Annotated in this window: 23 protein-coding genes; 10 read left to right on the top strand and 13 right to left on the bottom strand. The window is 66.2% G+C overall.

The features are described from left to right. Positions 1-19: 19 nt before the first annotated feature. Both ACFY2X_RS18385 and ACFY2X_RS18380 read right to left on the bottom strand, forming a co-directional pair. Entirely contained in the window at positions 20-724 is a 705-nt protein-coding gene (locus ACFY2X_RS18385; protein ID WP_389939579.1) for an SDR family oxidoreductase, read from the bottom strand. Beyond that, complete coding sequence (locus ACFY2X_RS18380) at positions 718-1,170, bottom strand: carboxymuconolactone decarboxylase family protein (RefSeq protein WP_389939577.1); 453 nt, start codon at positions 1,168-1,170, stop codon at positions 718-720. Before ACFY2X_RS18380 ends, ACFY2X_RS18385 begins: the two co-directional genes overlap by 7 nt. Before the next feature lie 143 nt (positions 1,171-1,313). Here ACFY2X_RS18380 and ACFY2X_RS18375 point away from each other — a divergent pair, with 143 nt between their 5' ends. Beyond that, positions 1,314-4,094, top strand: coding sequence for a tetratricopeptide repeat protein (locus tag ACFY2X_RS18375; protein WP_389939575.1), 2,781 nt, complete (start codon positions 1,314-1,316; stop codon positions 4,092-4,094). Between the two features lie 359 nt (positions 4,095-4,453). On the opposite strand, the gene ACFY2X_RS18370 is transcribed toward ACFY2X_RS18375, so the two are convergent. Together ACFY2X_RS18370 and ACFY2X_RS18365 are read right to left on the bottom strand one after the other, a co-directional pair. Beyond that, on the bottom strand, positions 4,454-4,666 hold the full coding sequence (locus ACFY2X_RS18370; protein WP_389939573.1) for a DUF397 domain-containing protein: 213 nt from the start codon (positions 4,664-4,666) through the stop codon (positions 4,454-4,456). A gap of 82 nt (positions 4,667-4,748) precedes the next feature. After that, positions 4,749-5,126 carry an SAM-dependent methyltransferase gene (locus tag ACFY2X_RS18365; protein WP_389939571.1) on the bottom strand — a complete coding sequence of 126 codons (378 nt, stop codon included), beginning with the start codon at positions 5,124-5,126 and terminating at the stop codon, positions 4,749-4,751. 603 nt (positions 5,127-5,729) lie between these two features. Here ACFY2X_RS18365 and ACFY2X_RS18360 point away from each other — a divergent pair. From ACFY2X_RS18360 to ACFY2X_RS18340, 5 genes are all read left to right on the top strand, one after another. Continuing rightward, positions 5,730-6,401 carry a hypothetical protein gene (locus ACFY2X_RS18360; RefSeq protein ID WP_389939570.1) on the top strand — a complete coding sequence of 224 codons (672 nt, stop codon included), beginning with the start codon at positions 5,730-5,732 and terminating at the stop codon, positions 6,399-6,401. A 17-nt stretch (positions 6,402-6,418) separates the two neighbouring features. Continuing rightward, positions 6,419-8,458 carry an N-6 DNA methylase gene (locus ACFY2X_RS18355; RefSeq protein WP_389939568.1) on the top strand — a complete coding sequence of 680 codons (2,040 nt, stop codon included), beginning with the start codon at positions 6,419-6,421 and terminating at the stop codon, positions 8,456-8,458. After that, entirely contained in the window at positions 8,448-10,040 is a 1,593-nt protein-coding gene (locus ACFY2X_RS18350) for a type I restriction-modification system subunit M (protein WP_389939566.1), read from the top strand. Before ACFY2X_RS18355 ends, ACFY2X_RS18350 begins: the two co-directional genes overlap by 11 nt. 25 nt (positions 10,041-10,065) lie before the next feature. Beyond that, positions 10,066-11,241 carry a restriction endonuclease subunit S gene (locus ACFY2X_RS18345; protein ID WP_389939564.1) on the top strand — a complete coding sequence of 392 codons (1,176 nt, stop codon included), beginning with the start codon at positions 10,066-10,068 and terminating at the stop codon, positions 11,239-11,241. Between the two features lie 90 nt (positions 11,242-11,331). Beyond that, the gene (locus ACFY2X_RS18340) at positions 11,332-14,535 is read left to right on the top strand and encodes a type I restriction endonuclease subunit R (protein ID WP_389939562.1); all 3,204 of its coding nucleotides are present in this window, start codon (positions 11,332-11,334) and stop codon (positions 14,533-14,535) included. A 123-nt stretch (positions 14,536-14,658) separates the two neighbouring features. Here the strand turns inward: ACFY2X_RS18340 and ACFY2X_RS18335 are convergent, their stop codons facing one another. Continuing rightward, positions 14,659-14,871 (bottom strand): DUF397 domain-containing protein, encoded by a 213-nt coding sequence (locus tag ACFY2X_RS18335; RefSeq protein WP_389939560.1) that lies wholly within the window; start codon positions 14,869-14,871, stop codon positions 14,659-14,661. After that, positions 14,859-15,731: a helix-turn-helix transcriptional regulator gene (locus ACFY2X_RS18330; RefSeq protein ID WP_389939558.1), complete on the bottom strand. Its 873-nt coding sequence runs from the start codon at positions 15,729-15,731 to the stop codon at positions 14,859-14,861. The genes ACFY2X_RS18335 and ACFY2X_RS18330 overlap by 13 nt, the downstream gene beginning before the upstream one ends. Before the next feature lie 221 nt (positions 15,732-15,952). Between ACFY2X_RS18330 and ACFY2X_RS18325 the strand changes: the two genes are divergently transcribed. Then, the gene (locus ACFY2X_RS18325; RefSeq protein ID WP_389939556.1) at positions 15,953-16,450 is read left to right on the top strand and encodes an ATP-binding protein; all 498 of its coding nucleotides are present in this window, start codon (positions 15,953-15,955) and stop codon (positions 16,448-16,450) included. 248 nt (positions 16,451-16,698) lie between these two features. Here the strand turns inward: ACFY2X_RS18325 and ACFY2X_RS18320 are convergent, their stop codons facing one another. After that, positions 16,699-17,484: an SDR family NAD(P)-dependent oxidoreductase gene (locus ACFY2X_RS18320; RefSeq protein ID WP_389939554.1), complete on the bottom strand. Its 786-nt coding sequence runs from the start codon at positions 17,482-17,484 to the stop codon at positions 16,699-16,701. Between the two features lie 27 nt (positions 17,485-17,511). Continuing rightward, on the bottom strand, positions 17,512-18,162 hold the full coding sequence (locus tag ACFY2X_RS18315) for a GntR family transcriptional regulator (RefSeq protein ID WP_389939552.1): 651 nt from the start codon (positions 18,160-18,162) through the stop codon (positions 17,512-17,514). A 56-nt stretch (positions 18,163-18,218) separates the two neighbouring features. On the opposite strand from ACFY2X_RS18315, the gene ACFY2X_RS18310 reads away from it, so the two are divergent. Continuing rightward, positions 18,219-19,406 carry an aminotransferase class V-fold PLP-dependent enzyme gene (locus ACFY2X_RS18310; protein WP_389939550.1) on the top strand — a complete coding sequence of 396 codons (1,188 nt, stop codon included), beginning with the start codon at positions 18,219-18,221 and terminating at the stop codon, positions 19,404-19,406. An 86-nt stretch (positions 19,407-19,492) separates the two neighbouring features. Here ACFY2X_RS18310 and ACFY2X_RS18305 read toward each other — a convergent pair whose 3' ends face one another. Continuing rightward, the gene (locus ACFY2X_RS18305; protein ID WP_389939548.1) at positions 19,493-20,380 is read right to left on the bottom strand and encodes an NAD(P)-dependent oxidoreductase; all 888 of its coding nucleotides are present in this window, start codon (positions 20,378-20,380) and stop codon (positions 19,493-19,495) included. A 50-nt stretch (positions 20,381-20,430) separates the two neighbouring features. Between ACFY2X_RS18305 and ACFY2X_RS18300 the strand changes: the two genes are divergently transcribed. Continuing rightward, a complete protein-coding gene (locus ACFY2X_RS18300) occupies positions 20,431-20,910 on the top strand; it encodes a winged helix-turn-helix transcriptional regulator (protein ID WP_389939546.1) in 480 nt (159 codons plus the stop codon). 172 nt (positions 20,911-21,082) lie between these two features. Next, on the top strand, positions 21,083-22,279 hold the full coding sequence (locus ACFY2X_RS18295) for a serine hydrolase domain-containing protein (RefSeq protein ID WP_389939544.1): 1,197 nt from the start codon (positions 21,083-21,085) through the stop codon (positions 22,277-22,279). Between the two features lie 44 nt (positions 22,280-22,323). On the opposite strand, the gene ACFY2X_RS18290 is transcribed toward ACFY2X_RS18295, so the two are convergent. The 4 genes from ACFY2X_RS18290 to ACFY2X_RS18275 form a co-directional block, all read right to left on the bottom strand. Then, positions 22,324-23,394 (bottom strand): LysR family transcriptional regulator, encoded by a 1,071-nt coding sequence (locus ACFY2X_RS18290; RefSeq protein WP_389939542.1) that lies wholly within the window; start codon positions 23,392-23,394, stop codon positions 22,324-22,326. A gap of 57 nt (positions 23,395-23,451) precedes the next feature. After that, the gene (locus tag ACFY2X_RS18285) at positions 23,452-24,624 is read right to left on the bottom strand and encodes a glycine C-acetyltransferase (RefSeq protein ID WP_389939736.1); all 1,173 of its coding nucleotides are present in this window, start codon (positions 24,622-24,624) and stop codon (positions 23,452-23,454) included. Beyond that, complete coding sequence (gene tdh, locus ACFY2X_RS18280; protein ID WP_389939540.1) at positions 24,624-25,652, bottom strand: L-threonine 3-dehydrogenase; 1,029 nt, start codon at positions 25,650-25,652, stop codon at positions 24,624-24,626. The genes ACFY2X_RS18285 and tdh overlap by 1 nt, the downstream gene beginning before the upstream one ends. 222 nt (positions 25,653-25,874) lie before the next feature. Then, a complete protein-coding gene (locus tag ACFY2X_RS18275) occupies positions 25,875-26,372 on the bottom strand; it encodes an STAS domain-containing protein (RefSeq protein ID WP_389939538.1) in 498 nt (165 codons plus the stop codon). Positions 26,373-26,399 lie beyond the last annotated feature (27 nt).

The following is a 26,399-nucleotide window of genomic DNA, read 5'->3' as shown; positions in this document are numbered from 1 at the left end:
CTGTTGTCTCCTTCGGGGATTACCAGGGAAGAGGGCCTTCGTGCTGGACGAGGGTGGCGGTGGGGCCGTCGGCGTCCAGGAGGGCCATGGCAACGATCGGCGCGGCGCCCTCTTCGGGGGTCTTGATGCCCGTGCCGTGGTTGATGTCGGTCTTGACCCAGCCCGGGTCGACCGCGTTGACCTTGATCGGGGTGTCCCACAGCTCCTTGGCGTAGGACACGGTGATCATGTTCAGGGCGGCCTTGGAGGAGCAGTAGACCAGGTTGAGCATCGGCCACAGCGGATGGTCCTGGTCCAGGGCGCGCCCGATCGAGCCGCGTTCGCTGGAGACGTTGACGATGCGTCCCGCGGGTGATCGGCGCAGCAACGGCAGCATCGCGTTGGTGACCTCGATGACGCCGAACACGTTCGTCTCGTAGACCTGGCGGGCCTCCGCGGTCGTGCTCTGGCTGGGCAGCCCGTCATCGAAGGTGATCCCGGCATTGTTGACCAGGATGTCGAGCTTGCCGTACTCCTGTTCGATCCATGTCGCCGCGGCTCGGATGCTTGCCGCGTCGGTGACATCGAGCCGCACGTACGGCTGGCCGAGCCGCTCGGCCGCGGCGCGCCCTCGCTCCTCGTCACGGGCGCCGATGACCGCGGTGATGCCCGAGTCACGGAGCAGGCGTGCGATCTCGAAGCCGATGCCCTTGTTCGCGCCCGTGACGAGCGCGACCGCTACCATGCCGCACCCGCGATCTGCCGGGTGGTGGCGTTCAGCCGGTTCCACAGGTTGACGGTGGAGACCGTCATGATCAAAGCGGCGAGCTCGGCCTCGGAGTAGTGGTCGGCGGCCTCGTCCCACACCTCGTCGCTCACCTGGCCGCCGTCGGCGAGCCGGGTGACCGCCTCGGCCAGTGCCAGCGCGGCGCGTTCCGCGTCGGTGAAGTACGGGGCCTCGCGCCAGGCGGCCACGGCGAAGATCCGTTCGTCGCTCTCGCTCTGCTTGCGCAGGTCCTTGGCGTGCATGTCGACGCAGACACTGCACCCGTTGATCTGGCTGGCCCGCAGCAGCACCAGGTCAGACGTGATCTTGGGCAGCCCAGCCTGGTCGGTGGCCTTCTGGAGGTTCATGAGCGCCTGCATGGCGCCGGGGAGGACCATGGCGGGGTTCTTCATGCGTGCCTGCATGGGAATGTCTCCTCATGGGTGGTGATCGCCTGATGTGATCAGCATGGGGAGGGCCGTTAATGCGATCGCGATGCGATGTCTATGCATCGCCGATGGCTCTGTTGTGCCTCCCGCTGGCAAAGGGGCAAATGTAGGATTCGCGGGTGGATGTGGGGTTTGCGATCCTGGGCCCAGTCGAGGTGTCAGCCGGTGACCGATCGCTTCCCGCCCTGGCACCGCGTCACCGCGCGTTCCTGGGCTACCTGCTGCTGCATGCCGGCCTCGTGCTGAGCGCCGAGCGGCTCAGCGACGCGATGTGGGGGCCGACGCCGCCGGACACCGCCCGGGCACAGGTGCACGCCGCGTTGACCGCGATCCGGCGCACGCTGCGCGCCGCGGATGCGGCCCGCCTGGTGCAGACCCGACCGGCAGGTTATGTGATCACCCCGGCGCCCGGGCAGCTGGACCTGAGGGAGTTCACCGCCCTGGTGACCGCTGCCCACGCGGAGGCCGATCCAGAGCTGGCCCGCGGGCATCTGCGCGCCGCTCTGGCGTTGTGGCGCGGACCGGCCTTGGCCGACATTCAGGCCGACTACGCGGAAAGCGCCCGGGCCCGGCTGGAGGATCAGCGGCTGATCGTGATCGAGCGACTGGCGGAGCTCGAACTCGCTGCCGGAAGGCACGCGGAGCTCATCGATCAGCTGACCGCCGAGCTGACCGCGCATCCCTTACGAGAACGGCTGGCCTGGCAGCTGATGCTGGCCCTGCACCGCGCCGGGCGCCAGGCCGATGCGCTGGCCGTCGGCCGTGACTACCGCCGCAGACTGGCCGATGAGCAGGGGCTGGATCCAGGACAGGCCTTCCATGCCGTGGAGACGGCCATCCTGCGCGGTGAGCCACCCACGGCTGCCACGATCCGGCCCGCGGAGGCCGACCTGCCCACCACCGCCAGGCCCGTGGCGGCCTTCCTGCCCTACGACGTCGCCGACTTCGCCGGCCGTTCCGTCCAGGTGGAGGAGCTGTGCGAGCCCGCCTCCCAGGTGGTGACCATCGCAGCGATCGACGGCATGGCCGGCATCGGCAAGACGGCGCTGGCCGTCCATGTCGCGCACCGGCTTGCCGAACGTTACCCCGACGGTCAGCTCTTCATCGACCTGCACGCCCACACGACGGGCCATCGGCCGCTCGAACCCGCGGAAGCGCTGGAGGTGCTGCTGCGGCAGTTCGGCGTACCGACCGAGCGCATCCCCGCGTCCATGGCGGAAAGGGCCGCCCTGTGGCGAGCCGAGCTGGCCGGCCGCAGCGTACTGCTGGTCCTGGACAACGCGACCGACGCCGCCCAGGTCCGGCCCCTCCTGCCAGGCACTTCGAACAGCCTGGTGCTCATCACCAGCCGCCAGCGGCTCACCGACCTGGACGGCGCGCGGGCCCTGTCCATGGACGTGCTGCCCCTGACCGACGCCGTCGCGCTCTTCACCGGCATCGTCGGCGAGCGCGCGGCCACCGAGCCCGAGGCGGTCGCGGAGGTCCTGCTGCTGTGTGGGTTCCTGCCGCTGGCCGTACGCATCGCCGCCACCCGCCTGCGGCACCGCCCCCGCTGGAGCGCGGCCCATCTCGCCGAACGCCTGCGTGACGAGCGCCGCAGGCTCACCGAGCTGGCCAGGTCGGAACGCGGTGTGGCGGCCGCGTTCACCCTGTCGTACAGCCAGCTCACCGCCGACCAGCAGCAGCTCTTCCGCCTGCTCGGGCTGCATCCCGGCCGCGACATCGAATCGTACGCGGCCGCCGCGCTCGCCGATCTCCCCGTAGAGCGCACCGAGGACCTGCTGGAGGACCTGCTGGACGCGCACATGCTCCAGCAGCGCGCCTTCGGCCGCTACGTCTTCCACGACCTGCTCCGCCAGTACGCCGCGCAGCTCGCGGCAGAACAGGAGCCGCCGCACGTGGGACACGCGGCGCTGACCCGGCTGCTCGACCACCAGCTGACCACGGCGTCGGCCGCCATGGACGTGCTCTACCCCGACAGCGCCCACCGGCGACCGCGCATCGAGCGATCCGCGCCGCCGCCGGTCCCCCTCCATGACGCCGCGCAGGCGCTGGCCTGGTTGGACGCCGAACGAGCCAACCTCGTCCTGGCCGCCGATCGCGACCTGGCGCACACCTGCTTGCTGGCCACCACGCTGTACCGCTATCTCTACGACCACGCACACCACGACGATGCTCTGGCTCTGTACGGCAAAGCCCTGCGGGCCGCCCGCTGCCGCCAGGATCCGGCCGGTGAAGGGCGGGCGCTGACCGATCTCGGCTGGGTACATCAGGTGCAGGGAAGCCATGACGTCGCCCGCGAGCACTTCGATCGGGCTCTGACCGCCTGCCGTACCTCTGGAGACCTGCGAGGTCAGGCGCGGGCGCTGGTCGGCTTGGGCAGGGTGGGTACGGACGACGGCGACCACGAGCGGGCCAGGGAGGCGAACCTGCGCGCCCTTGAACTGTTCCGCGAGATCGGCGACCGGTTCGGCGAGGCCGTGACGTTGGACTACCTCGGCATCGTCCATGAACGCCTGGGCCAGTACGCGCAAGCGGCCGACCTGCATCGCCAAGCGCTGGAGCTGTCCAGGGAAGTCGGCAGCCGAGGTGGTGAGGCCGACGCTCTGGACAACCTCGGGGTGGTCTGCACCCGGCTGGGCCGGCTCGAAGAGGCCCGCGACCATCACGAGCAGGCGCTGGAGCTGTATCGACGCTTCGGCTACCGGCGAGGCGAGGCCAAAGCGCTCAACAGTCTGGCGGAGATCGCGGCGACCATGGGCGACCCCGGCCAGGCCGTACACCTGCACAATGCCGCTCTCGATCTGGCCGTGGAACTGAACAACCCGGGCGAGGAGAAGCGCGCCCGTGAGGCCATCGCCCAGTTCCTGTCCGCATCGGAGACCTCCCGCCGAAGGTGATCGGCCTTTGGGAACTCCGGTGCCGTCATCTGCCGGATGAAACCATCGAGGTGGTGGATTTCGGGGTGCAGGTTCGAGGGAACCACGTGGAGATTTCTGGCGAAAGAGGCGAGAGTCGGGTTCCGCCGGGGCCGCAGGTAAAGGGTGGCGAGCGGTTCTGCCTGGTTTGGGTTCCGAAGACGGGAACGAAAGGTGCAGCGGATCTTCGTATAAGCCGAAGATATCTTCGGTTATATCGAATATCAACTCTCTGCTGTGGGTGGTATACGCGAAGAAGGCCTGGTCAAGGGCATGGGCAGGAAGAAGCCCTCCGGGCGGATGGCCGGAGGGCTTCTCGGGTGAACGTGGGTGTCGTGGGGTCAGCCGAGGTCGCCGGTTTTTACGGCGTTCATGAAGGCGGTCCACTCTTCGGAGGTGAAGATGAGGGCGGGGTCGTTGGGGTCTTTGCTGTCGCGTACGGCGCGGCGTCCGCCGGTCAGGTTGGCCACTTCGACGCAATTGCTTCCATCATCACCGGAGAGGGAGGATTTGCGCCATTGGGCATTGGTGAGTTCCTGGGTCACGTCGTCCATCTCTGCACTGTCTCCTTGATCATGCTGAGCGACTCACGCCGGGACAGGGCGTCCACCCGGATCACGTTGTATCTGAATGCTATTAAGGCTCGGTTAGGTGGGGACGGGCCCAGCGTGTCATGTGGTGGCTTTCTCTGATCGTGTGTGGATGTCGGCGGTCAAGTCGACCACAGAGCTGACTCGATCTGCCGGATAAGGGCGTCGGCTTCTGTGTCTCAGCGGCGCATGGAGGCGAGGACGAGGTGACGGGCGTATCGATGCGTTCCTGAGCACAATCCGCGGCGGCGTAGAGGGCCACCCAGTCGACCTTGCCGATGTTCGGCACCAGCGAGATTATCTTCTCGGCGGCCTCGCGGTCGGACGCGGAGTTGTCCTTGCCTTCGAGGTAGTAGTCGTACATTCGCGCCACGCTGGGGACGGGCGGGTTGGTACCCGCTGGCGCGTTCTCATGCTCAGCCATGTCTTCGCCCTCCACTTGAGGGAGACCCTATGGTGAACAACATTGTGGATCACTACGCCTTGTCGTGATGGCAACCAGTCAGCGTGGGAAAGCGCATCGAGGGAGAAGGACAGCCAGAGCCCTGCTTGCCGCTGTATCGACCCGGCGCGGCTGGCTTGCTGTCCTCGTTGGCAGAGGCCAGGCCGCGCAGTTCAGCGGTTTGATCGGGGCGGTGGAGTTAGGGGAATGCCAGGTGTCAGCAGGGTCCGCGCCGTGTTGCTGATCAAACTCTGGCGCCAATCGACATGGTTGCATTTTCGGATCGCCCCTATGTCGAATTAGGGGTTGCTGAAATAATCAAATCAAGTACAGGAGATAGCGATTGCTGTTAAGGTGGCTTAACGAGCTATTTGATCATCGCTTTCCTATGCGTTAACTTTGTCTGGAAAGCGAGAAGGCTGCTGATTTCTCAGTGGTTGAGCACTACCGCGAGGCCCGACGAAGAGGCGCAAAGCGGGCTTTTGTTGGAAAAAGCTTGCCCCGGGTCGCGTGCAGAGCAGTGGCGATACCCGGGGCATACGTGAGCCATCATAACTCACTCCCGGTCACAGCGGGAGGTGTGCGGTGGATCGCAACGAGGCCAAGCGGATCGCGGACCTGATTTCCCAACCCCGCTTGGGGCCTTACCTTGCCGCGTCAGGTGGAGACCTGGAAGCCGGGCTCCGGCTCTACGCGTGGAACCTGGAAGCGAGCTGCGCCTTCGCGGGGGCGCTGCAGTTTCTGGAGGTCGTGCTGCGCAACGCCATGGACAGTCGGCTTGCCACATACTACGGACGACGTGACTGGTGGAACACACCCCACCTCACTCTGGCCGATTACGCGCGTCGTGCTCTTGGCAAGGCTGAAGATGCGACACGGCGCCGCGCGAGGTCCGCGGCGGATGACATCGTGGCGGAGCTTCCATTCGGTTTCTGGGTGTCGCTGCTGTCCCGCCGGAGCGACTACTACACGCAGCTGTGGTGGCCGGCATTGAGACACGAGTTCTCCGGCTACTCCAACCATAGGCCCGCCGTCCTACACAACGACCTCGATCACCTATGTCGGCTGCGTAACCGTGTGGCGCACTGTGAACCCATTCACCATCGGCGTCTGCTGAAGGACTTCGAGACTCTGTTGGGGGTGCTGAACTTCATCTCGCCGGAGGCCTCTCAGTGTCTGAAGAAGTTCAGCCGGATCCCAGAGGTCCTGGACCGTAAGGCGGGGGTCTTGAACGGCAGCTTGCTTCCACGGATCTGAGGAGGCAGAAGCTCAGTATGGCGGTGAAACTCACGATGGGCGACATAGCCGAACTCGCCGGGGTCAAACGACCGGCGGTGAGCAACTGGCGGCGCCGCCATGCCGACTTCCCACAACCCGTAAAAGACGACGGTCGCCGATCGCTGTTCGACTCAGACCAGGTAGGCGAGTGGCTCGAGTCCCGTGAGCTGCCCTTGGGGCAAATCACACTGGACGGACCAGAGACCTACGGTGAGCGGTTCCGAGAACGGCTACGACTCCGCGCGATCTCGGAACTGCGAGGCGTCCTTCCCGGAGACGAGGTCGTGGCACGAGGGGTGGCACTGGCCGCGGTGACTACTGTGTTGGGGGAGACGTTCGGCGTGAATCCCTATCGTCAGATCAATCAGCGGCGCCCCGACCTGGCCCCCTTGTTTAAACCGTTGCTTGACGGGCTGAACGCGGGAACGGACAGGTTGTCCAGGATTGTGATGGAGATGCTGCAGGGTGCCTCTCCTCTTGATGTGGTCGACAGGCTGATTGAGCAGGCGGACCGGGTCGACTCAACCATCCGCGCCACCACCACGCCGGGACAGGTCGGCGAGCTCGTCGCAGCCATCGCGATACGGAGACCATGGGGCTCGGTCTACGACCCGGCCGCCGGCATTGGGACCTTGCTGCGGCGGGTGCTGAAAGACCGCCCTATCGAAACCTTGGACGTTTTCGCGGCCGATATCGATGATTCCGCACTGAGGCTGCTGAAACTCAGCTTCCTGGCAGGCTGCTACGAGCTCACGACGTATCACCAGGACTCCTTTCGGCCACACTGTGACGTCAGGGTGGATTTGGTCGTCATGGATCCCCCGTTCGTTCCCAGTGACCCTGGTAAAAGGAAAAGGTCGAAGAAACCGGATCCGTTCAAGTGGGTGCAGCTGGCACACCGGCATTTGAAGCCGGGAGGCCGTGGTCTCGTTGTGCTACCCGCCTGGGCGTTGAAACAGGCCGGGCTCCACGACCCGACCGCTCGCCTGCGCGCGGAACTGGCCCGGTCAGGGCTGATTCATTCCGTGGTACGGCTCCCGCCACGGTCGCACTCGTTTCGTGTGGGGGCGGAGCTGGCGCTTGTCGTGGTCGATCAGGCGCCCGATCCGGAGCGGTGGGTGCTGCTAGTGGAAGCGGGCGCACTGGAACGTGCGCATGGCGGGCGCTGGATCGACGAGGTCGTGTCCATCCTGCACGGCCGACCGGCGGAGCCCCGAGAGGGTTTTGACAGGGTACGGGCCGCCGACTGCGACGACCGGAGGTCGCTTCTTCCCGAGCCGGGCACGGCGAAGCCTCCTCTGGAGGATGCGGCGGCGAATGACCTGCTCGACGCACAGCGTCGGCTGGCACAGCTGTTCCCCGACGACCCCGAGCTTCTGACGGTGCCGGTCGTCGCCGACCGGACCGGAAGGAGATGCCGTGAGCTCGGGGCGTATCGCAGGTCCAAGCAGCTCGTCTTCCTCCCAGGCCACCGAATCGATCCCATCGACCTGGGACAGGGGGACGTGCCGCTGGTCGGTGCCGAGGAGTTACGGGATGGGCGAGTCGTCGGCAGCCGAACTGTCGACGATCTCAGCCTCGCGGTCGATCTCGGAGACTATGAGGCGGTCCGGCGGACCATGCCGGGTGATGTGGTCGTGTTGTCGACCGGACGGGTTCATGCCTGTGTCGACACCAAGGGCGGAAAGGTGGTGGAGGCACCCGCACAGGTGATCCGGATTGCCCAGGACAAAACCCAGGAGGGCAGGACTCCTTGGATGACCCCTCGGGTCCTCGCCGCGCTCTTGGTGGCGGCGGGTGTTCCGGAACGAGCCTCAGGCCCTCTGGTCAGACGCGTTAACCTTACGAAGCTGGAGCTGCCAGAGCTGACCCCCGAGGAGGTGGCGACGCTGGACGACGTGCTCAGACAGGTCGAGGAGCGTGAGGCCGGGCTCCAGCGCAGGCTTTCGGCGCTGCGGGGTTTCGGCGCCGCTCTCATGGCCGGGATCGCGGGCCGCTCTTTGCGGGTGATGGGAGAGCTGGCGGATGACAGGTGAAAGGGAACACGTGGCACCACCACGCAGGAGCGGTTCGGCCGCTCCCGCCGATATCAAGGACGTCCTCTGGAAGGCTGCAGACAAGCTGCGCGGCAGCATGGATGCCGCCGAATACAAGCACTTCGTGCTCGGGCTGGTCTTCCTGAAATATGTCTCGGACGCGTTCGCTGAGCGCCGTGACGAGATCGCCGCGGAGCTGGCGGCCGACGGCATCGAGGGCAGCGCGGCAGAGCGACTGCTTGATGACCCTGACAGCTACATGAGCGAGGGCGTCTTCTACGTTCCCGAACCTTCCCGCTACGACAAGGTGGCGGCCCGGGCCAAGACGTCGCCGGGCGGCATGACGGTCGGCGAGGTCATCGACAACGCAATGGTCGCGATCGAAAAGAAGAATCCGGATCTCGAAGGCGTCCTTCCGAAGATCTTTAACCGGACCGAGGTGGACCAGCGGCGTCTGGGCGAGCTAATCGACCTCATCGGCCGGATCGGCTTCCGTGAGCAGGCGAAGAAAGCCCGTGACCTGCTCGGTGAGACCTACGAATACTTCCTGGAGAGGTTCGCCAAGGCCGAAGGCAAACGCGGCGGTGAGTTCTACACCCCTGCCAGCGTGGTGAAGCTTCTAGTGGCGGTTCTGGAGCCGCGGCCCGGCGAGCGTGTGTACGACCCCGCCTGCGGCTCCGGCGGCATGTTCGTCCAAGCTGAGAAGTTCATCGAGTCCCATGGCGGGCGAGCTTTCGACATCTCCGTCTTCGGTCAGGAGCTCAACCAGAACACCTGGCGCCTGGCCAAGATGAACCTCGCCATCCACGGCATCGGCGCCAACCTGGGCTCCGAATGGGGCGACACCTTCCACGACGACCGCCACCCTGACCTGAGGGCCGACGTGGTCCTGGCCAACCCGCCGTTCAACATCTCCGACTGGGGCGGCGAACTCCTCGGTATGGACCCCCGGTGGAAGTACGGCGTGCCGCCGGTCGGCAATGCCAACTTCGCCTGGCTACAGCACATGGCATCCAAGCTCTCTCCGCGCGGCCGGGCCGGGATCGTCCTGGCCAACGGGTCGATGTCGTCCAAGCAGTCGGGTGAGGGTGACATCCGCCGTTCCATGGTCGAGGCCGACCTGGTCTCCTGCATGATCGCCCTGCCTCCGCAACTGTTCCGCAGCACGCAGATCCCGGCCTGCCTGTGGTTCCTCGCCCGGGACAAGGGACCGGCGCGCGGTCAGGTGCTGTTCATCGATGCGCGCGACATGGGCGTGATGGAGAACCGCACCGAGCGGATGTTGACCGACGAGGAGATCGCCGAGATCGCCGGGACCTACCATGCCTGGCGGGGTACGTCGAAGGATCTCTACGTCGACGACGCGGGCTTCTGCTATTCGGCAGATCTCGACGACATCAAGCAGAACGACTACATCCTCACCCCGGGCCGCTATGTCGGGGCCGCTGCTTCGGAAGAAGACTCGGAACCTACCGCTCATAAAATTGTCCGCCTCACTCAGGACCTTTTGAGCTATTTTGAAGAGTCGGCAAATTTGGAGGCCATTGTGCGTGAGCAAACGAGGATGGTCAGAGGTGGGTAATCGGCTAATTCTAGAAGATTTGTGTGTGCTTATTGTTGACTGCAAGAATCGAACGCCACCTCAAGTGGAAGGTAGCGATAAGTTCGCACACGTTGTTGGTACGCCAGATATTTTGGATGGACGTATTATTCTCCATTCAACAAAAATGGTAAATCAGGAAACGTTTAATATTTGGACGACTCGCGCAGTTCCTCGGGAAAATGACATCATTCTTACTCGTGAAGCACCCGTTGGGAGAGTCGGTAGAGTTGAATCTAATATGAAAATATGTTTGGGGCAGCGAACAATGCTGCTTCGCCCAGACCCTGATGTTGTGGACTCCCGCTTCCTTCACTACTTTCTATTGGGGCCTCAGGTTCAGGGTGTGTTGCATGCTCGTGCCTCTGGATCGACAGTTCCCCACCTGCGTGTGGCCCAGGTGCGCGAGCTTCCCATTCCTGCGATTCCTTCTCTTTCTGAACAGCGGAAAATAGGTAAGATGCTTGGAGCGTTAGATGACAAGATTGCGCTCAACGGGCGCATCATGCTGACATCTCGGGAACTTGCGCTCGCGTACTGGCAAAGAGCGGGCGAGAGTGGTGATCTTCAGGCGGTTTCCCTAGGCGAGGCTGCCAAGTGGCTGTCAGGGGGAACGCCGAGAACCAGCGAGGAAGCATATTGGAATGGTGAGATCCCATGGATTTCTGCCGCTAGCTTGAAATCTCCCTGGATCGACGACTCCGAGCGAAAGGTGACAGTGCTCGGAGCTGAAAACGGGACCAGGATGGTCCCCGCTAATACAGTGATCTTCGTGGTCCGTGGTATGAGTCTGAAGACTGAGTTCCGCATCGGAATCACTCAGCAGGAGGTCGCCTTCGGGCAGGACTGCAAGGCGCTGATCGCGCGAAATGATATTGACCCGATGCTGCTCTTCTTCGCCATCATTGATCGAACCGATGAGATCCTAGGCATGGTCGATGAGGCTGGTCACGGGACGGGACGGCTAGCGACGGACAGGCTCTCGCGTTTAGAGATTCATTTTCCTGTTGGACGGGCTCGTGAAGAGTTGTCCAAGAAATTGAATGCGCTTGCATCGCTTGCCGCTGCCCGGCAGCGGGAAAATCGAACCCTGGCGGAGCTCCGTAATACTCTGTTGCCGAAGCTGATCTCCGGAGAGATTCATATCAAGGATGCGGAGAAGGAAGTGGAGAACGTCGTCTGACGGCGGGAGCCGTACAGGAAATGTCGGTGTAGGAATATACATTGATCAAAGGGGATATCGGGGGCCGGTAGCGTAGGGAATGAGGGTGCGATGGGGAAGCCAGGCTGGGCTCCGATGGAGGAGGACTGGGAGGCTTACGCTCTCGAATGGCTGGCCGAGTGGGGATGGGAGCCGCTCAGGGGCACCCAGATCGCGCCAGAGACAGGGCAGCGGCCGAGTTGGGATGAGCTGGTCATTGTGCCCCGGCTTCGAGATGCCATCGAGCGCATCAACCCCGACCTTCCCCAGAAGGCCGTGGATGACGCGGTCAACCAGGTGCTCCGCAGGGAGACGCAGCGGGCGTTCAGCGCGAACAAGGCCGTGCACGAGAAACTGACCCGTGGCGTGACCGTCTCCTATCGCGACGAACGTGGCCAGGAGCAGAACCGGACCGCATGGCTGCTGGACTTCGAGAACGTCAACACCAACGAGTTCATCGCGGTCAACCAGGTCACGCTCAAACACGACCGGCGTGAGCGGCGCTTCGACATCGTCTGCTACGTCAATGGCCTGCCGCTGGCAATCTTCGAGCTGAAGCGAGCTGATGACCCTTACGGCACCACCGAAACCGCCTATAACCAGCTCCAGACCTACGTGCGCGAGTTCGGCCCGGTGGGCTTCACCGTACCGGCGATCGTTGTGGCGAGCGACGGGATCTCCGCCCGGTACGGTACGCCGTTTACGCCATGGGAGCACATGGCGCCCTGGAATGTGGACGATCAGGGGGAGCCGGTCCGGATCGCGCACGGGACCGCGCTGGAGGTGCTGATCTCGGGACTGTTCGACCCGCCGCGCTTCATCGATATCCTGGCGAGCTTCATCTCGTTCTCCCGGAAGAACCACGGGATCAAGCGGCTGGCGAAGGCCCACCAGTTCCACGCGGTCAACACGGCGGTGGCCAAGACCCTGGTCGCCGCGGCCAGGGACGGTCGCGCTGGGGTGGTCTGGCACACCCAGGGGTCAGGCAAGAGCCTGGAGATGGAGTTCTATGCCGCGAAGATCCTCCAGCAGCCCGCTCTGGGCAATCCCACGATCGTCGTCCTCACTGACAGGACGGACCTGGACAACCAACTCTTTGAGGAGTTCGCCGCGAGCGAGCTGCTGGGCGAGGCTCCGATCCAGGTGAGCTCGCGTGAGGCGCTGCGAGAGCAGTTGCGGACCCGGCCCACCGGCGGCATCGTTTTCTCCACGTTGCAGAAGTTCAGCCTCACCAAGGATGAGCGTGAGGCGAAGATAAAGGATCACCCGCTTCTCTCGGACCGGCGCAACGTCGTCGTGATCGTCGATGAGGCACATCGGAGCCATTACGAGTTGGTCGGCGAGAACGGTCTCGCCAGGAACCTTCGGCAGGCGCTGCCACACGCCACCTTCATCGCGTTCACCGGAACCCCGATCGCCACGGCAGATGCCAACACCTACGCGGTCTTCGGCGATGTCATCGATGTCTACGATCTGACCAGAGCCGTCGAGGACGGCGCGACGGTGAAGGTGTTCTACGAGAACCGTCACATTCCAGTCCGCTGGCGGACCGAGGTCGACCCTGCCGACCTCGACGAGCGTGTGGACGATCTCACCGCCGATCTGGACGACGACGAGCGTCTCAGGGCACGCCATGCTTTCAGCATCTACGAGGAGATGATCCAGGCCGACGGGCGCCTCGCCAAGGTCGCCGCCGACATCGTCACTCACTGGAAGGACCGCAGTGCCGCGATGCGCAAGACGACGGAGTTCGCGGGCAAGGGGATGATCGTTGGTTTTTCTCGACGTGTCTGTGCGGCCCTCTACGAGGAGATCATCAAGCTTGAGGGCAGCTGGCACCACGATGACGACAACGAGGGAAAGATCAAGGTCGTCTACACCTCCCACCCTTCGGACAAGTGGCCCGTGTCACGCCACGGCCGCAACCCGGGGCAGCTCAAGGAGATCCAGCGCCGGATGGTTGACGAGAAGGATGGACTAGAGCTGGTCATCGTCCGGGACATGTGGCTGACCGGGTTCGACTCGCCGCCGCTCCACACGCTCTACGTGGACAAGCCGATGCGCGGTGCGGCGCTCATGCAGGCCATCGCCCGGGTGAATCGCCGTTTCAAGGAGAAAGACGCCGGGTTGGTCGTCGACTTCCTCGGCATCGCGGAAAGCCTGACCGAGGCATTGGCCGAATACACCCCCGAAGACAGGGAGAGGCGCACGGTCGGAGATCCGACGTCCACGGCCGTCGACTTGGTCATAGAGCGGCACGGGGTGATCTGCGGGATTCTCTCCGGTTACGACTGGAGAGCAGTCCGGGACTCCGGCGCTCCCCGCGCCCACGTCAACGCGGCACTCGGAACGACGGACTATTTGCGCGATCCCGTCCGGGAGGCTCAGGACCTGGAGGCACGCAGGGAGACCCTGCCCAAGCGATTCACCCAAGCCTATCGAACTATGTCGCAGGCGCTTACCCTCTGCCCCACCCACGAGCGTGTCGCACCGCTCATGGCCGACATCCGGTTCTTCGATTCGGTCCGCGTCTACATGGCCAAGTTCGACGAGGATGCACGCCGTTCCCGAGGGCTTGCCACCCCGCAGGAGATCAAGATCGCGCTCCGGGAACTCGCCGCACAGGCATTGGACTTCGGTGACGTGGTGGACATCTACGAGGCCGCCGGCATCGAGAAGCCCGACCTGACGAAGCTGGACGAGGTGTTCGTCGAACGCTTCCGCCAGAGCATGCGCCCGAACCTTGCCATCGAGGCTTTACGACGCCGGATCGAGGAGGAGAACCGGGCGGCCAACCGGCTCAACCTTGTCCGCCGGAATGAGATGACGTCGAAGATCGAGGAAATGTTCTCCGCTCGCATCACCGCGGCGATGAAGCGATACGAGAACCAGGCACTCAGCTCGGCGGAGATCATCACTCGGCTAATCGACCTCGCTCGCGAGCTCGCGGCCGACAGAGGGCGAGCCGATGCGATGGGTCTCGACGAAGCCGAACTCGCCTTCTACGACGCGGTGGCGGCGAACGAGTCGGCCAAAGAGATTTTAGGGGACGCGAAACTGGTGGTGATCGCCCGCGAACTCGTCAAAGCGATCCGAGGCGATGCTGTTGTGGACTGGGAGGAGCGGGCTCAGGTTCAGGCCCGGTTGCGCAGCAAGGTCAAGCGTCTCCTCGCAAAGCATGGATACCCTCCGGACGATGAACCCGAGGCTGTGCGGCTCGTCCTGCAGCAGACGAAGGCCCTCGCCCAGGAGTGGGCTACCACTGCCGCTAATTGATCTTTTGCTTCCCTGTCCGATTCGGTTCGCCGGATCTGAGGACTTCTCTCAGGGACAGGAAGAAGCCCTCCGAGCGGGCGGCTGGAGGGCTTCTCGGGTGAACATTTGTGGAGGGCCGTGAAACTAGTCGAAGTCGCCATTTTTGATGCTGGCCAGGAAGGTGGTCCACTCTTCGGGGGTGAAGATGAGGGCGGGGCCGGTGCGGTTTTTGCTGTCGCGTACGGCGCGGCGTCCGCCGGTCAGGTTGGCCACTTCGACGCAGTTGCTTCCGTCACTTCCTGAAAGGGAAGATTTGCGCCATTGGGCGTTGGTGAGTTCCTGGGTCACGTCGTCCATCTCCGCATTGTCTCCTTGATCATGCTGAGTGACTCGCACCGGGACAGAGCGTCCACTCGGATCACGTCGTATCTGAATGCTAGACCTTTCACCTCTTCGATCCGCTCGCTTACTCGATCTCCTGTTCTCTGGGAGTCGATGTAGGCCACGGGCGGGGCTCCTCCGGGCATGTCCGCGATGACGAAGCCGCCGAGCAGACCAATCACACTGCATGCCTTGTAGGGAAGCACCTGAAGGGAGATCGACGGGCTTTCCCCGATCTCAAGAAGGTGCTCGAACTGGCCTTTCATCACTTCTGCGTCGGCGACGGGTCGGTGGAGGATGCCCTCGTCCAGGACGACCCAGAGCATTGGAGGTGCGGGTCGCCTGAGAATGCCTTGCCGATCCATGCGAGCTGCGATGTGTTCTTCCACTTGCTCGGCGGAGATGCCGGGTTCGCGGCTCAGGATGGCTCGTGCGTAGTCCTCGGTCTGGAGGAGACCGGGCACCATCAGCGGCTCCCACATGCGCAGGGCTTCCGCTTCGCGTTCGAAGTCCAGCCAGGGGCGGAACCAGCGGGGAAGCTGGGCCGCCGTGCGGTTCAGGCGGTCGAGCAAGTCCACGAGCGCTGTCCCCAGGCCGAGGATGCCGTCCACCTTGCGGGCCAGCTCCCTGCTGGGCGCCCGGTGGCCGTTTTCCAGCATGCTCAGCTGGCTGACGGAGAGGGGGATTGCCTTGCCTAGTTTTTTCTGGGTAAATCCAGACATAAGCCGGAATTTGCGTAGCTCAATGCCGAATTGAATGCGTGTCGATCCGTACAGATCCGGTTCCGGGGATGGTTCAGAGAGCGGTTCCGGGGTTGGGTCCGGGGAGACGGTCATTGGGGGCTCCTCTCGCCGCGTTTGGCCCATTGTCCTGGGAATCCGTCCGATCGCGCGAGAGGGTTCACATGATTGTGAACTCATTGCGAACACGATTCCCAACCCCGTTCCCCGATTGTTTGCGACCTTATGAATGCCACGTCAAAGCCGCGACGGTGCCTCGGCCAATGGCCCGAGTGAGGACGGAGAACCAGCCGGATTCGGCTGGGGGAGGCAAATCGATGAACCCGGAGACGCTTAAAGAGATCTGTCTGCCCGGAAATCCCGAATCGGCTTCACGGGCGCGGGACGAAGTTCGTCAATGGCTCGGGGAGAACCACCCCGCCTACGAGCCCGCGCGGCTGGTCGTCTCCGAGTTGGTGACCAACGCCGTCCGGCACGCCCGGCACGGGGTCGCCGGGCTCACCGCCGTCGATCCGCTGGTTCTCCGGCTGATGGCGTACGGCGGGCTGCTGCGCATCGAGGTCGTGGACACGGGTCTGACCACCGAGGACCCCCATGTCCGGACGGACCCGGAGTTCCTCCTCATGGAGAGTGGCCGGGGGCTGGCGATCGTCAGCGCGTTGTCGGGTGGAAACTGGGGCTACCGCTCCCACGGGCGGGAGCCAGGCCGGACCGTCTGGTGTGAACTCCCCGCGAATCCGCCGGTCTTCGAAGCGTCTCTTTCCGTGGCTGAGCCTCTTCCCGAGATGCGCGCCTCCCTGTCCCCGCTCGGGTGAGATGACGCGTGGTTCCCGGCACCCACCGGGAGCCCTCCTGAACCGCCCTCGGCGGGAGCACGGCATGCGAGCACCTTCCCCACGACTCGCGACACATGCCCTTACGCTCCTCATCCCCCGCTGGAGCGCCCGCCGAGGGCTTCGCACGCCGGAGGCTCGATCGCCGCGCTGTACGCGAAGGATTCGAACAGGTTGCCCTTGATGAGGGACGGCCGGAATACGGTGGCAACGGAGCGCGGCGGTCAGCCTCAGTGGGCGGTCCAGCCGCCGTCGACGGGCAGGATCGCGCCGGTGATGTAGGAGGCGGCGGGGCTGGCCAGCAGAAGCGCGGCGGCGGTCAGTTCGGTGGGCTGCGCCCAGCGGCGCGCGGGCACCTGGTGGTCGAGGAAGTCGCGTACGCGGGGATCGTCGTCGGCGCCTTCGTTCAGCGGGGTGCGGAACGGCCCCGGGGCGAGGGCGTTGACGCAGATGCCGGTGCCGGCCAGTTCGACCGCCAGGCTCCGGGTGAGCTGGACGACCGCGCCCTTGCTGGCGGCGTAGCCCGCCCGGCCGGCGGCGCCCACCAGGCCGAGTGCGCTGGCCAGGGTGACGATGCGGCCGTATTCCGCGGCCCGCATGACCGGGACGGCCGCCTGACAGGCCAGGAAGGTCCCGACGACGTTGACCTCCAGGCAGCGCCGGAGCTCGGCCGCGCCCAGCCGGCCGATTTCGCCTCTGGCCTGGATCCCCGCGCTGGTCACCAGGATGTCCAGGCGGCCGAACCGGCCGGCGACCTCGCCCACGGCCCGCCGGACGCCGTCTTCGTCGCTGACGTCGCAGGCCAGCGCCGAAGCCGGTCGCCCGGTGAGGGACGTGATTCGCGCCGCGGCCTGCTCACCGGTCTGCCGCCGTCGGCTGACGAGCGTGACGGCCGACCCGGCCTGGGCCAGGGCGAGGGCGATGGCGTGGCCCAGACCGGAGGAACCGCCGGTGACGATGGCGACGTGTCCGGTCAGGTCGATGCCGGTGCGACTGGCCGGAGTCGTTTCGATCATGGCTTTGCCTTTTCCGCGCCGGGCGATCTACCGGCCGGACCGTTGAGGGTCCTGGCCGAGGTAGGCGGCTCCGTTGACCCAGTTCTGAACGAGCCATCGCGCCGCCTCGTTGAGATCTCCGTCACGGATGGCGGCGAGGATGCGGCGGTGTTCGTCGATGCTGCGCCGGGCCCGGTCCGGGCCGCCGAAATAGAGCACGTCGTACCGCTTGAGCAGCGGCTTGGTCTGGGCGATGAGCCGCATCAGGTGGGCGTTGGCGCAGGCGGACAGCAGCAGTGCGTGCCACTGGTCGTCGATCCCGGCCAGGTCGCCCCCCTCGTCCAGGGTGGCTTGCATGTCGTCGATCTGCCGCTCGAGCCGGTCGGCGAGCCCGAGCAGGTCTTGGGGGGCACTCCACCGCAGTGCGAGGGCCTCCAGCTCGCCGACCAGCGGATACAGCTTGCGGGCCTCGTCGATGTTCAGGGGTGGCACGCGGAAGCCGCGCCGCGGCTCGGCGACCAGCAGGCTGCGGTCGGTGAGCTCCACCAGCGCCTCTCTGAGCGGGGTGCGGCTGACCCCCAGCTCGGCCGCGAGGCGGACCTCGTTGACGCGCGCCTCCGCGGGCAGTCGGCCGTCCAGGATGCGAGCGGTGACCTGCTCGGCGATGTCGCGCCGCAGCGGAGCCGTAGCGTGATCCACTCTCTCCCCCTCTTGCATACAAAAACAAATTTCTGTATTCAGTTTATATGTTCTGCATGCAAGATGTCGAGCGGGCACGGGCCGACACGCCCGGCTGTGCCCGCGTGACCCACCTGGACAACGCGGGAACCGCACTGCCTCCCGCGATCGTGACCGACACGGTGGTCGCCCACCTGCGCGCCGAGGCGCTGCGCGGCGGCTACCGGGCGGCCGCCGAAGCCGCTCCCCGGCTGATGGCGGTCCGCTCCTCCATCGCCGCCCTGCTCAACGCCGGTGCCGACGACATCGCGCTGACCGACAACGCGACCAGGGCGTGGCAGGCGGTGTTCTACGCCCTGCCGTTCGGCCCCGGCGACCGCATCCTGACCTGCCGGGCCGAATACGCCAGCAACGTCATCGCCTTCCTCCAGGTCGCCGAGCGCACCGGGGCGGTCGTCGAGATGGTCGACGACGACGAGTCCGGGCAGATGGACATCGAGGACCTGCGACGCCGCATGGACGAGCGGGTACGGCTGATCGCGATCACCCACGTTCCCACCCAGGGCGGCCTGGTCAACCCCGCGGAGGAGGTAGGGAAGATCGCCGAGGCGGCCGGCGTGCCGTTCCTGCTGGACGCCTGCCAGTCCGCCGGCCAGCTCGACCTGGACGTCGAACGGCTGCGTTGCGACGCCCTCAGCGCCCCGGGCCGCAAATACCTGCGCGGACCTCGCGGCACGGGCTTCCTGTACGTCAGGCCCCGGCTGCGCGAGCGGATCCGGCCCGCCGTACTGGATCTGCACTCCGCCACCTGGACCGGCCCGGACCGCTACGAGATCCACACCACCGCGCGGATGTTCGAGACGTGGGAGCGCGACGTCGCCGCCGCGCTCGGCCTGGGCGCCGCGGTGGACTACGCCCTGTCCCTGGGGATCGACACCATCGAGGAGCGGGTGTGCTCCCTGGCGCGGCGGCTGCGGGAGGACCTGCGGCAGGTGCCCGGCGTGCGGGTCTGCGACCAAGGCCTGCGGCAGTGCGGCATCGTCACCTTCACCGTCGCCGGGATGCCCTCGGCCGAGGTCCATCACCGGCTCACCGAGATGGACATCAACACCTCGGTCTCGCTGCGCGAATACGCCCGATACGACCTGGCCGCCCGCGGCCTGCCCGACCTGGTCCGCGCCTCGGTGCACTACTACAACACCGACGAAGAACTGCGTCGGCTCGTCGAAGCGGTCGACGGGCTCCGGCGGAAAGAACACCGCTGATCGTCGTGCGTTTGCACCCCTGGAGCACGGCACTGGCATACGCCGAGAACGTGCCGGGCTCCCAGGGGCGTTGAACGGTGGATTCCTCAGCGGGGATTCATGATCTCGGTGATCCGGATGAATCCGTCCGTGCCGTGGCCACGTCCGATGGCGCGGCGCGCCAGGCCTTCGGCCGCGCGCATCACCCCCGCGTCGATGCCGTGGGCCTCGGAGGCGTGGACGATATGGGCCATGGACGACACCGCCGAGGTGATCGGATTGCCCTCGCCGGAAAATCTGCCGCTGTCCACTTCCTCCGCGGCCTGCTCGAAGATCGGCGGCAGGATCGCCCCGATGCCTTTGGCGAACGGTGCCAACTCTCGCGCGCTGATGCCTTCCGCCTTCGCCACGGCCAGCGCGTGCGCGTAGCCCGTCATCGCGGTCCAGAAAACATCGAGCAAGGCGATGTCGTGTGCGGCGGCCCGGCCGATCTCCTCACCGAGGTGGGTGTGGGTGCCGCCCAGGGCGTCCAGCACCGGCCGGTGCTCCTGGTAAAGCTGCTCCGGGCCACTGTGGAGGAACACCCCGGCCGGTGTCCCGATGGTCGTGGTCGGCGTCATGATCGCACCGTCCAGGTACCCGATGCCGTGCTCGGCCGCCCAGGCGGCGGTGTCGCGGGCCCGGTCAGGGGTGTCGGCGGTCAGATTCACCACCGCGCGTCCCTTGAGTGCGTCAGTCACCGCGCCGCGCCGCACGATGGCGTCGGCCGCGTCATAGTTCACGACGCAGATCACGGTCAGCGGGCTCGCGGCGACCGCCGCTTCGGGCGATTCCGCGGGGATCGCACCCCGTTCGACCAATTCCTGATCCTTGCCGGGTGTGCGGTTCCACACCGTGATCGGCAGGCCGGCGTCCAGGAAGGCGCCGGCCAGAGCCCGGCCCATCGGCCCCAGACCGAGCACGGTGACAGCAGACTGTCCAGTGTGTGAGGCCATGATTCAACTCCTGAATATTCTGAATACTTCGATGAACAGCAGTGGATGGGATGAAGATGACGCGCAGTCGTGCCCAGGACCTGAATGCCTGCGGAGTAACCGCCGCGGTCGCTGTGATCGACGGGAAGTGGAAGACGATTCTGCTCTGGCTCCTGGAAGCCGGTCCTCGCCGCCCCGGTGAGCTGCGCCGACGGCTGCCGGGCCTCACCGAGAAGGTGCTGACTCAGACTCTCCGGGAAATGGAGGGTGATGGGCTGGTCCACCGGGAGGTGCATGACGTGCGGCCGCTGAAGACCGAGTACTCCCTGACGGAGTTCGGCCGGGAACTCTCCGAAGCGCTGGCGCCTCTTTCCGACTGGGGCCACCGCCGCCTGGAGAAGCTGGCCGAGGCCAACAGGTCTCTTGATGCATCGCCAACCTCCCCGGCTCACTCGAATCTGACGGTCCTTCAATCGTCCCCGATCAAGCTTCAGGCCACCCCGGTCCGGCCGACAAGTACCCACAAAAAGGTGGCTATCTCGTCCAGATGAGATGACACGTGGTTCGCCGGAGGCTTGGTCGCCCGCACGATGGCCGAATGCAGTCCTGATGGGGGGTCAGGGGCGGTCCGGGGTTGGGCCGGGGTGATCCCCGTAGAACCGGGCGGGCCGCACCGACAGACTCGAAGGGACTTGATCACCGCCTTCCAAGTGGAGTTTCCCTATGCTGCGCCGTTTCTCGGCCCTGTCCCTGGCCGCCGTCGCCGTGACCTTCGGCGTCGTCGCCTCCGCGCAGGCCGCCATCGCCGGGCCCGCCACGGGTCTGGACCGTGCCGCCCTGCGCGAGGCGATCACCGTGCGCCCGGCCGACGGTGTCGCCGGTGTCGTGGCCGAGGTGCACAAGAACGGAGAGACGTGGCGGGGTACGTCCGGGGACATCGTCACCGGTAAGCGCATCAGCCGCGACGCGCACTTCCGGATCGGCAGCATCAGCAAGCCCATCCAGGCGGTGATCCTGCTCCAACTGTCCGCCGAGGGCCGGGTCGACCTGGACCAGAGCGTCCAGCACTACCTGCCGGGGCTGCTGCCGGAGGAGCGGTTCACGGAGCCGATCAGCGTACGGCAGCTGCTCAACCACACCAGCGGCCTGCCCCAGGAACTCGAGGGCGCCCCGGCCACCTCCCCGGACGAGGAGATCGAGCGCCGTCTTGACTACCTCACCTTCGACGAGGTGATTCAGCAGACGCTCCGCCCCGAGGGCAGGCCGGCTCCCGGCCCGCGCTTTCGCCCCGGCACCAAGCAGGAGTACAACTCCTTCGGCTACCGCGTCGCCGGCAAGCTCATCGAAGAGATCACTGGGCACTCGTACCAGTACGAGGTGACCGCCCGCATCCTGAAGCCGCTGAAGATGCACCAGACCAGGGCCGCCGTGCCGGGCCGCAGCACGCCCGTGCCCCGGCCGTACCTGCCCGGCTATCTGACCATGAGCAATGGCGAGCGGGTCGACGTCAACGTGCAGGGCGGGCTACCCGCCAGCATGACCTCCACCACGGGTGACCTGGACCGCTTCATCTCCGGCCTGTTCGACGGCCGGCTGCTGAGCCCGGCGCAGGCCGCGGAGTTGTTCGCCGTGCCGAAGGGCGCCGACGGCAAGCCGCTGCCGTATGCCGACGACTCCTACTGCAACGCCGGTCCCGGCAAGGGCACGGCCTGCTTCAGCGTCGGCCTGATGTCCGTGCCGCTGCCCGACGGCTCGGTGATATGGGGCAAGACGGGCTCCGACCCGGGGTACCGCAGCGGCATCTTCGCCTCCCGCGACCTCAACCGGCGCATGGTCTACTCGATGGGCACCTCGTCCTCCCTCAGCACCGGCGCCCCGGCAGTGGCCCAGCGCCTGGCCCTCGCCGCCCTCGGCAGCTGAAGGCCGGACCGACCGGAACGGGCGTCAGCGACTTCGTCGGCGGTTCACGGGGCGCCGCCGGGAAGGGCCGCCGCGGTGGTCCGGAGCGCGTCCATCAGGGGGAGGAGGAGCGGGTGCCGCTCCGCGCCGCGCCGTACGGCCGCGAAGACCCGTCGCTCGGGGCCCGCGACGGGGCGGATCACCACACCCGACAGGTCGGCCGCGCGCAGTGCCAGGCGGGGCACCATCGCCACGCCCGCTCCGGCCGCGGCCAGCGCGACCACCGCGCTGAAGTCGTCGGAAGAGTGGGCGAACTCGGGGGTGAACCCCGCGTGTTCGCAGGCCAGGGCGATCACGTCGTGGCAGGGGTTGCCGGGATAGGGGCCGATCCAGGTCTCACCCGCCAGGTCCGCGACCGAAAGACCGAGGTCGTTCTCCGGGTTCGTCTCCGCATGGTTCGTGGTCCGGAGGCCGGGGTTGTTCTCCGGGGTCGCCTCCGTACGGTTCGTGGTCCGGAGGCCGGAGTTGTTCTCCGGGGTCGCCCCTGCGAGGTTCGTGGTCGGAAGGGTGGTGCCGGAGCGGCTCGTGTGTGCCAGGGGATGGTCGCTGGGCAGCACCACGTCGAACGGTTCGGAGTAGAGGGGGAACCGGGACAGCCGCCGGTCGTCTTCGGCGGGGGCTCCGCGGTATTCGACGGCGACGGCGATGTCCACCGCGCCGTCCAGGACCATCGTGAGGCTCTGGTCGCCCTCGGCGTCCAGCACCCGCACCTGGATGCCCGGCTCCTTGTCCCGGAGCGTGCTCACCGCCGGTGCCACGACCAGCCCGATCGCGGTGGCGAAGGAGGCCACCTTCACCTCGCCCGCCGTACCGGCCGTGTAGGCGGCGATGTCGGCACCGGCCCGTTCGAGCTGGGCGAGCACCTCGTTGGCGTGGTTGAGCAGGATCCGGCCGACGGACGTCAGGCGCACGCCCCGGCCGTCGCGTTCCAGCAGCCGGTGGCCCACCTCGTTTTCGAGGGCGACCAGCTGCTGGGAGACCGCGGAGGGGGTCAGGTGCAGCGCGGCGGCCGCGGCGGTGACCGTCCGATGGTCGGCCACCGCGCGCAGGGTTCTGAGCCGCCGCGTGTCAATCACTCGTACATTCTCGCGGAGGTCACATCCTGACCGAGCCGGAGATCACCCCGGCCGAGGTCAGGCGCGGGCCGTGACGAACGCATCCACCGCCCGGTCCACGTCTTCGGTGGAGTGCGCCGCCGACAGCTGGACCCGGATCCGGGCCTTGCCGTGCGGGACCACGGGATAGGAGAAGCCGATCACGTAGATGCCCTGCTCAAGCAGGCGCTCGGCCATCGCGGCGGCTTCGGCGGCGTCGCCGATCATCACCGGGACGATGGGGTGGTCCCCGGACAGGATGTCGAACCCGGCCTCGGTCATCCTGGTGCGGAACCGTGCAGTGTTGGCGCGCAGCCGCTCGCGGGCCTCGCTGGAGCCGCTGATCAGGTCGAGGACGCGCAGGGAGGCGGCGGCGATCACCGGGGCGAGCGAGTTGGAGAACAGGTAGGGGCGGGAACGCTGGCGGAGCAGCTCGCAGATCTCCTTGCGGGCCGCCACGTAGCCGCCGCTGGCTCCGCCGAGCGCCTTGCCCAGGGTGCCGGTGATGATGTCGACCCGGTCCATCACGCCGTGCAGCTCGGGGGTGCCCCGGCCGCCTTCGCCGACGAAGCCCACCGCGTGGGAGTCGTCCACCATGACCATCGCGTCGTAGCGCTCCGCCAGGTCGCAGATCTCGTCCAGCGGCGCGACGTAGCCGTCCATGGAGAAGACGCCGTCGGTGACGATCAGCCTGCGGCGGGCGTCGGCGGACTCCTTGAGCCTGGCCTCCAGCTCGGCCATGTCACGGTTGGCGTAGCGGAGGCGGCGCGCCTTGCAGAGGCGGATCCCGTCGATGATGCTCGCGTGGTTGAGCGCGTCGGAGATCACCGCGTCGCGGTCGTCGAGCAGCGTCTCGAAGACCCCGCCGTTGGCGTCGAAGCAGGAGCTGTAGAGGACCGTGTCCTCCTGGCCGAGGAAGTCCGACAGCCGCGCCTCCAGTTCCTTGTGCACCTCCTGGGTGCCGCAGATGAAGCGGACCGACGCCATGCCGTAGCCCCAGCGGTCCAGGGCCTCCTTGGCGGCGGCCACCACCTCGGGGTGGTCGGCCAGGCCCAGGTAGTTGTTGGCGCAGAAGTTCAGCACCTCGCCGCCGCCGGTGACGGCGATGCCGGCGCTCTGGGGGGTGGTGATGACGCGCTCGGGCTTGAGCAGCCCGGCGGCTGTGATCTCGTCGAGGGTGGCACGCAGGTCGTTGCGGACGTTGTCGAACATCAGGCGGTCCAATCCAGGATGATCTTGCCGGTTTTGCCGCTCGCGGCGGTGTCGAAGGCCGCGTCGAAGTCGCGGTAGGAGAAACGGTCGGTGATGACGGGGGACAGGTCGAGGCCCTTCTCCAGGAGCACGGACATGGCGTACCACGTCTCGTACATCTCCCGGCCGTAGATGCCCTTGATGGTGATCATCGAGGTGACGACCGTCGCGAAGTCGACCGCGAACTGCTCGGCGGGCAGCCCGAGCATGGCGATCTTCCCGCCGTGGGTCATGTTGACGATCATGTCGCGGAGCGCCTGCGGGTGCCCGGACATCTCCAGGCCCACGTCGAAGCCCTCGCGCATGCCCAGCTGCCGCATGCCCTCCGAGATCGGTGTCTCGGCGACGTTCAGCGCCAGGGTCACTCCGAGCTTGCGGGCCAGCTCCAGCCGCTCGGGGCTGACGTCGGTGATGACCACGTTGCGGGCGCCCACGTGGGTGGCCACCGCGGCGGCCATGAGACCGATCGGCCCGGCCCCGGTGATCAGCACGTCCTCGCCGACCATCGGAAACGTCAGGGCGGTGTGTACGGCGTTGCCGAACGGGTCGAAGATGGCCGCGACGTCGGGGTCGACCGGCACCCGGTGGACCCAGACGTTGGAGGCCGGGAGCGTCACGTATTCGGCGAAGGCGCCGTCCCGGTGCACGCCCAGCCCGATCGTGTTGCGGCACAGGTGCCGCCGCCCGGCCATGCAGTTGCGGCATTTTCCGCAGACCAGATGGCCCTCGCCGCTGACCAGGTCGCCGACCGCGATGTCCTCCACACCGGGCGCCACCTCCACGACCTCGCCGGAGAACTCGTGCCCGACGATGAGCGGTGTCCGCAGGGTCTGCTGCGCCCACGCGTCGAAACTCCGGATATGCAGGTCCGTGCCGCAGATCCCGGTGCGCAGCACCTTGATCAGGACCTCTCCCGGCCCGACCGCCGGCATCGGCACGTCCATCAACCACAGGCCTGGCTCGGCCTTCTCCTTGACCAGCGCTTTCATCCCAGATCCCCCCTCAGTTACGACCTTACGCACTGTGCCCGGTCGTCTTCGGGAGTGTCCATCGCGGTTTTCTTAATCCCGCCCACAGCGTTGCTTCACGCCCGGGCCGGGACCGCTCGGGCCGGGACGGCACCCCCCTCTGGGGCCGTTACTTCGTTTGGCCGAGCCGATCTCAGGTCGGAGTATGACAAGGCGCGCTGGGGTGCCTCCCATGGACGGGGATCAGGAGATCTTCTGCCATGTCGTCCACCTGATGGACTGCGACGCCGAAGTCGAAAACCTTCCCCTGAACCTGGGCGAACCGTCGCCCGGGCTGCTGGTGCTCGCGGAGCCTTGCCTGATGGTCGGATCGTGGTTTTTGGATGCGAGCGCGCTGGACAGCGTGGGGTGGATCGTGAGGCTGCGGTCCAGGCCGGTGATGCGCAGCAGTCTGGCCGTGCTGGGTCGGGGCGAGGCCACGCGGAGCGTGACACCGAGTCGGCTGGCGCGGCGGCGGATGCCGACGAGTACGGCCAGCCCGGAGGCATCACAGAACGAGACCTCAGACAGGTCGAGAATGAGCAGGTCCATACAGCGCTGGAGCGTGTTGCGCAGGCGTTTGCGCAGCACGGCGCTGGAGGCGATGTCGATGTCGCCGTGCAGTCTGACGATGGTGTGGGCGTGGCGGCAGCGAGACAGAAGCCTTGCTTCGGTACAAGCGGCGGCTTGGATGGGGATCATGAGATCTCCGATCGGAAAAGATGGAAA

Source organism: Streptosporangium sp. NPDC000396, assembly GCF_042898655.1.
In the GTDB taxonomy this organism is placed as follows: Bacteria; Actinomycetota; Actinomycetes; order Streptosporangiales; family Streptosporangiaceae; genus Streptosporangium.
Note: the sequence above shows the minus strand (reverse complement) of the source record. Positions and strands in the feature narration are given on the sequence as shown.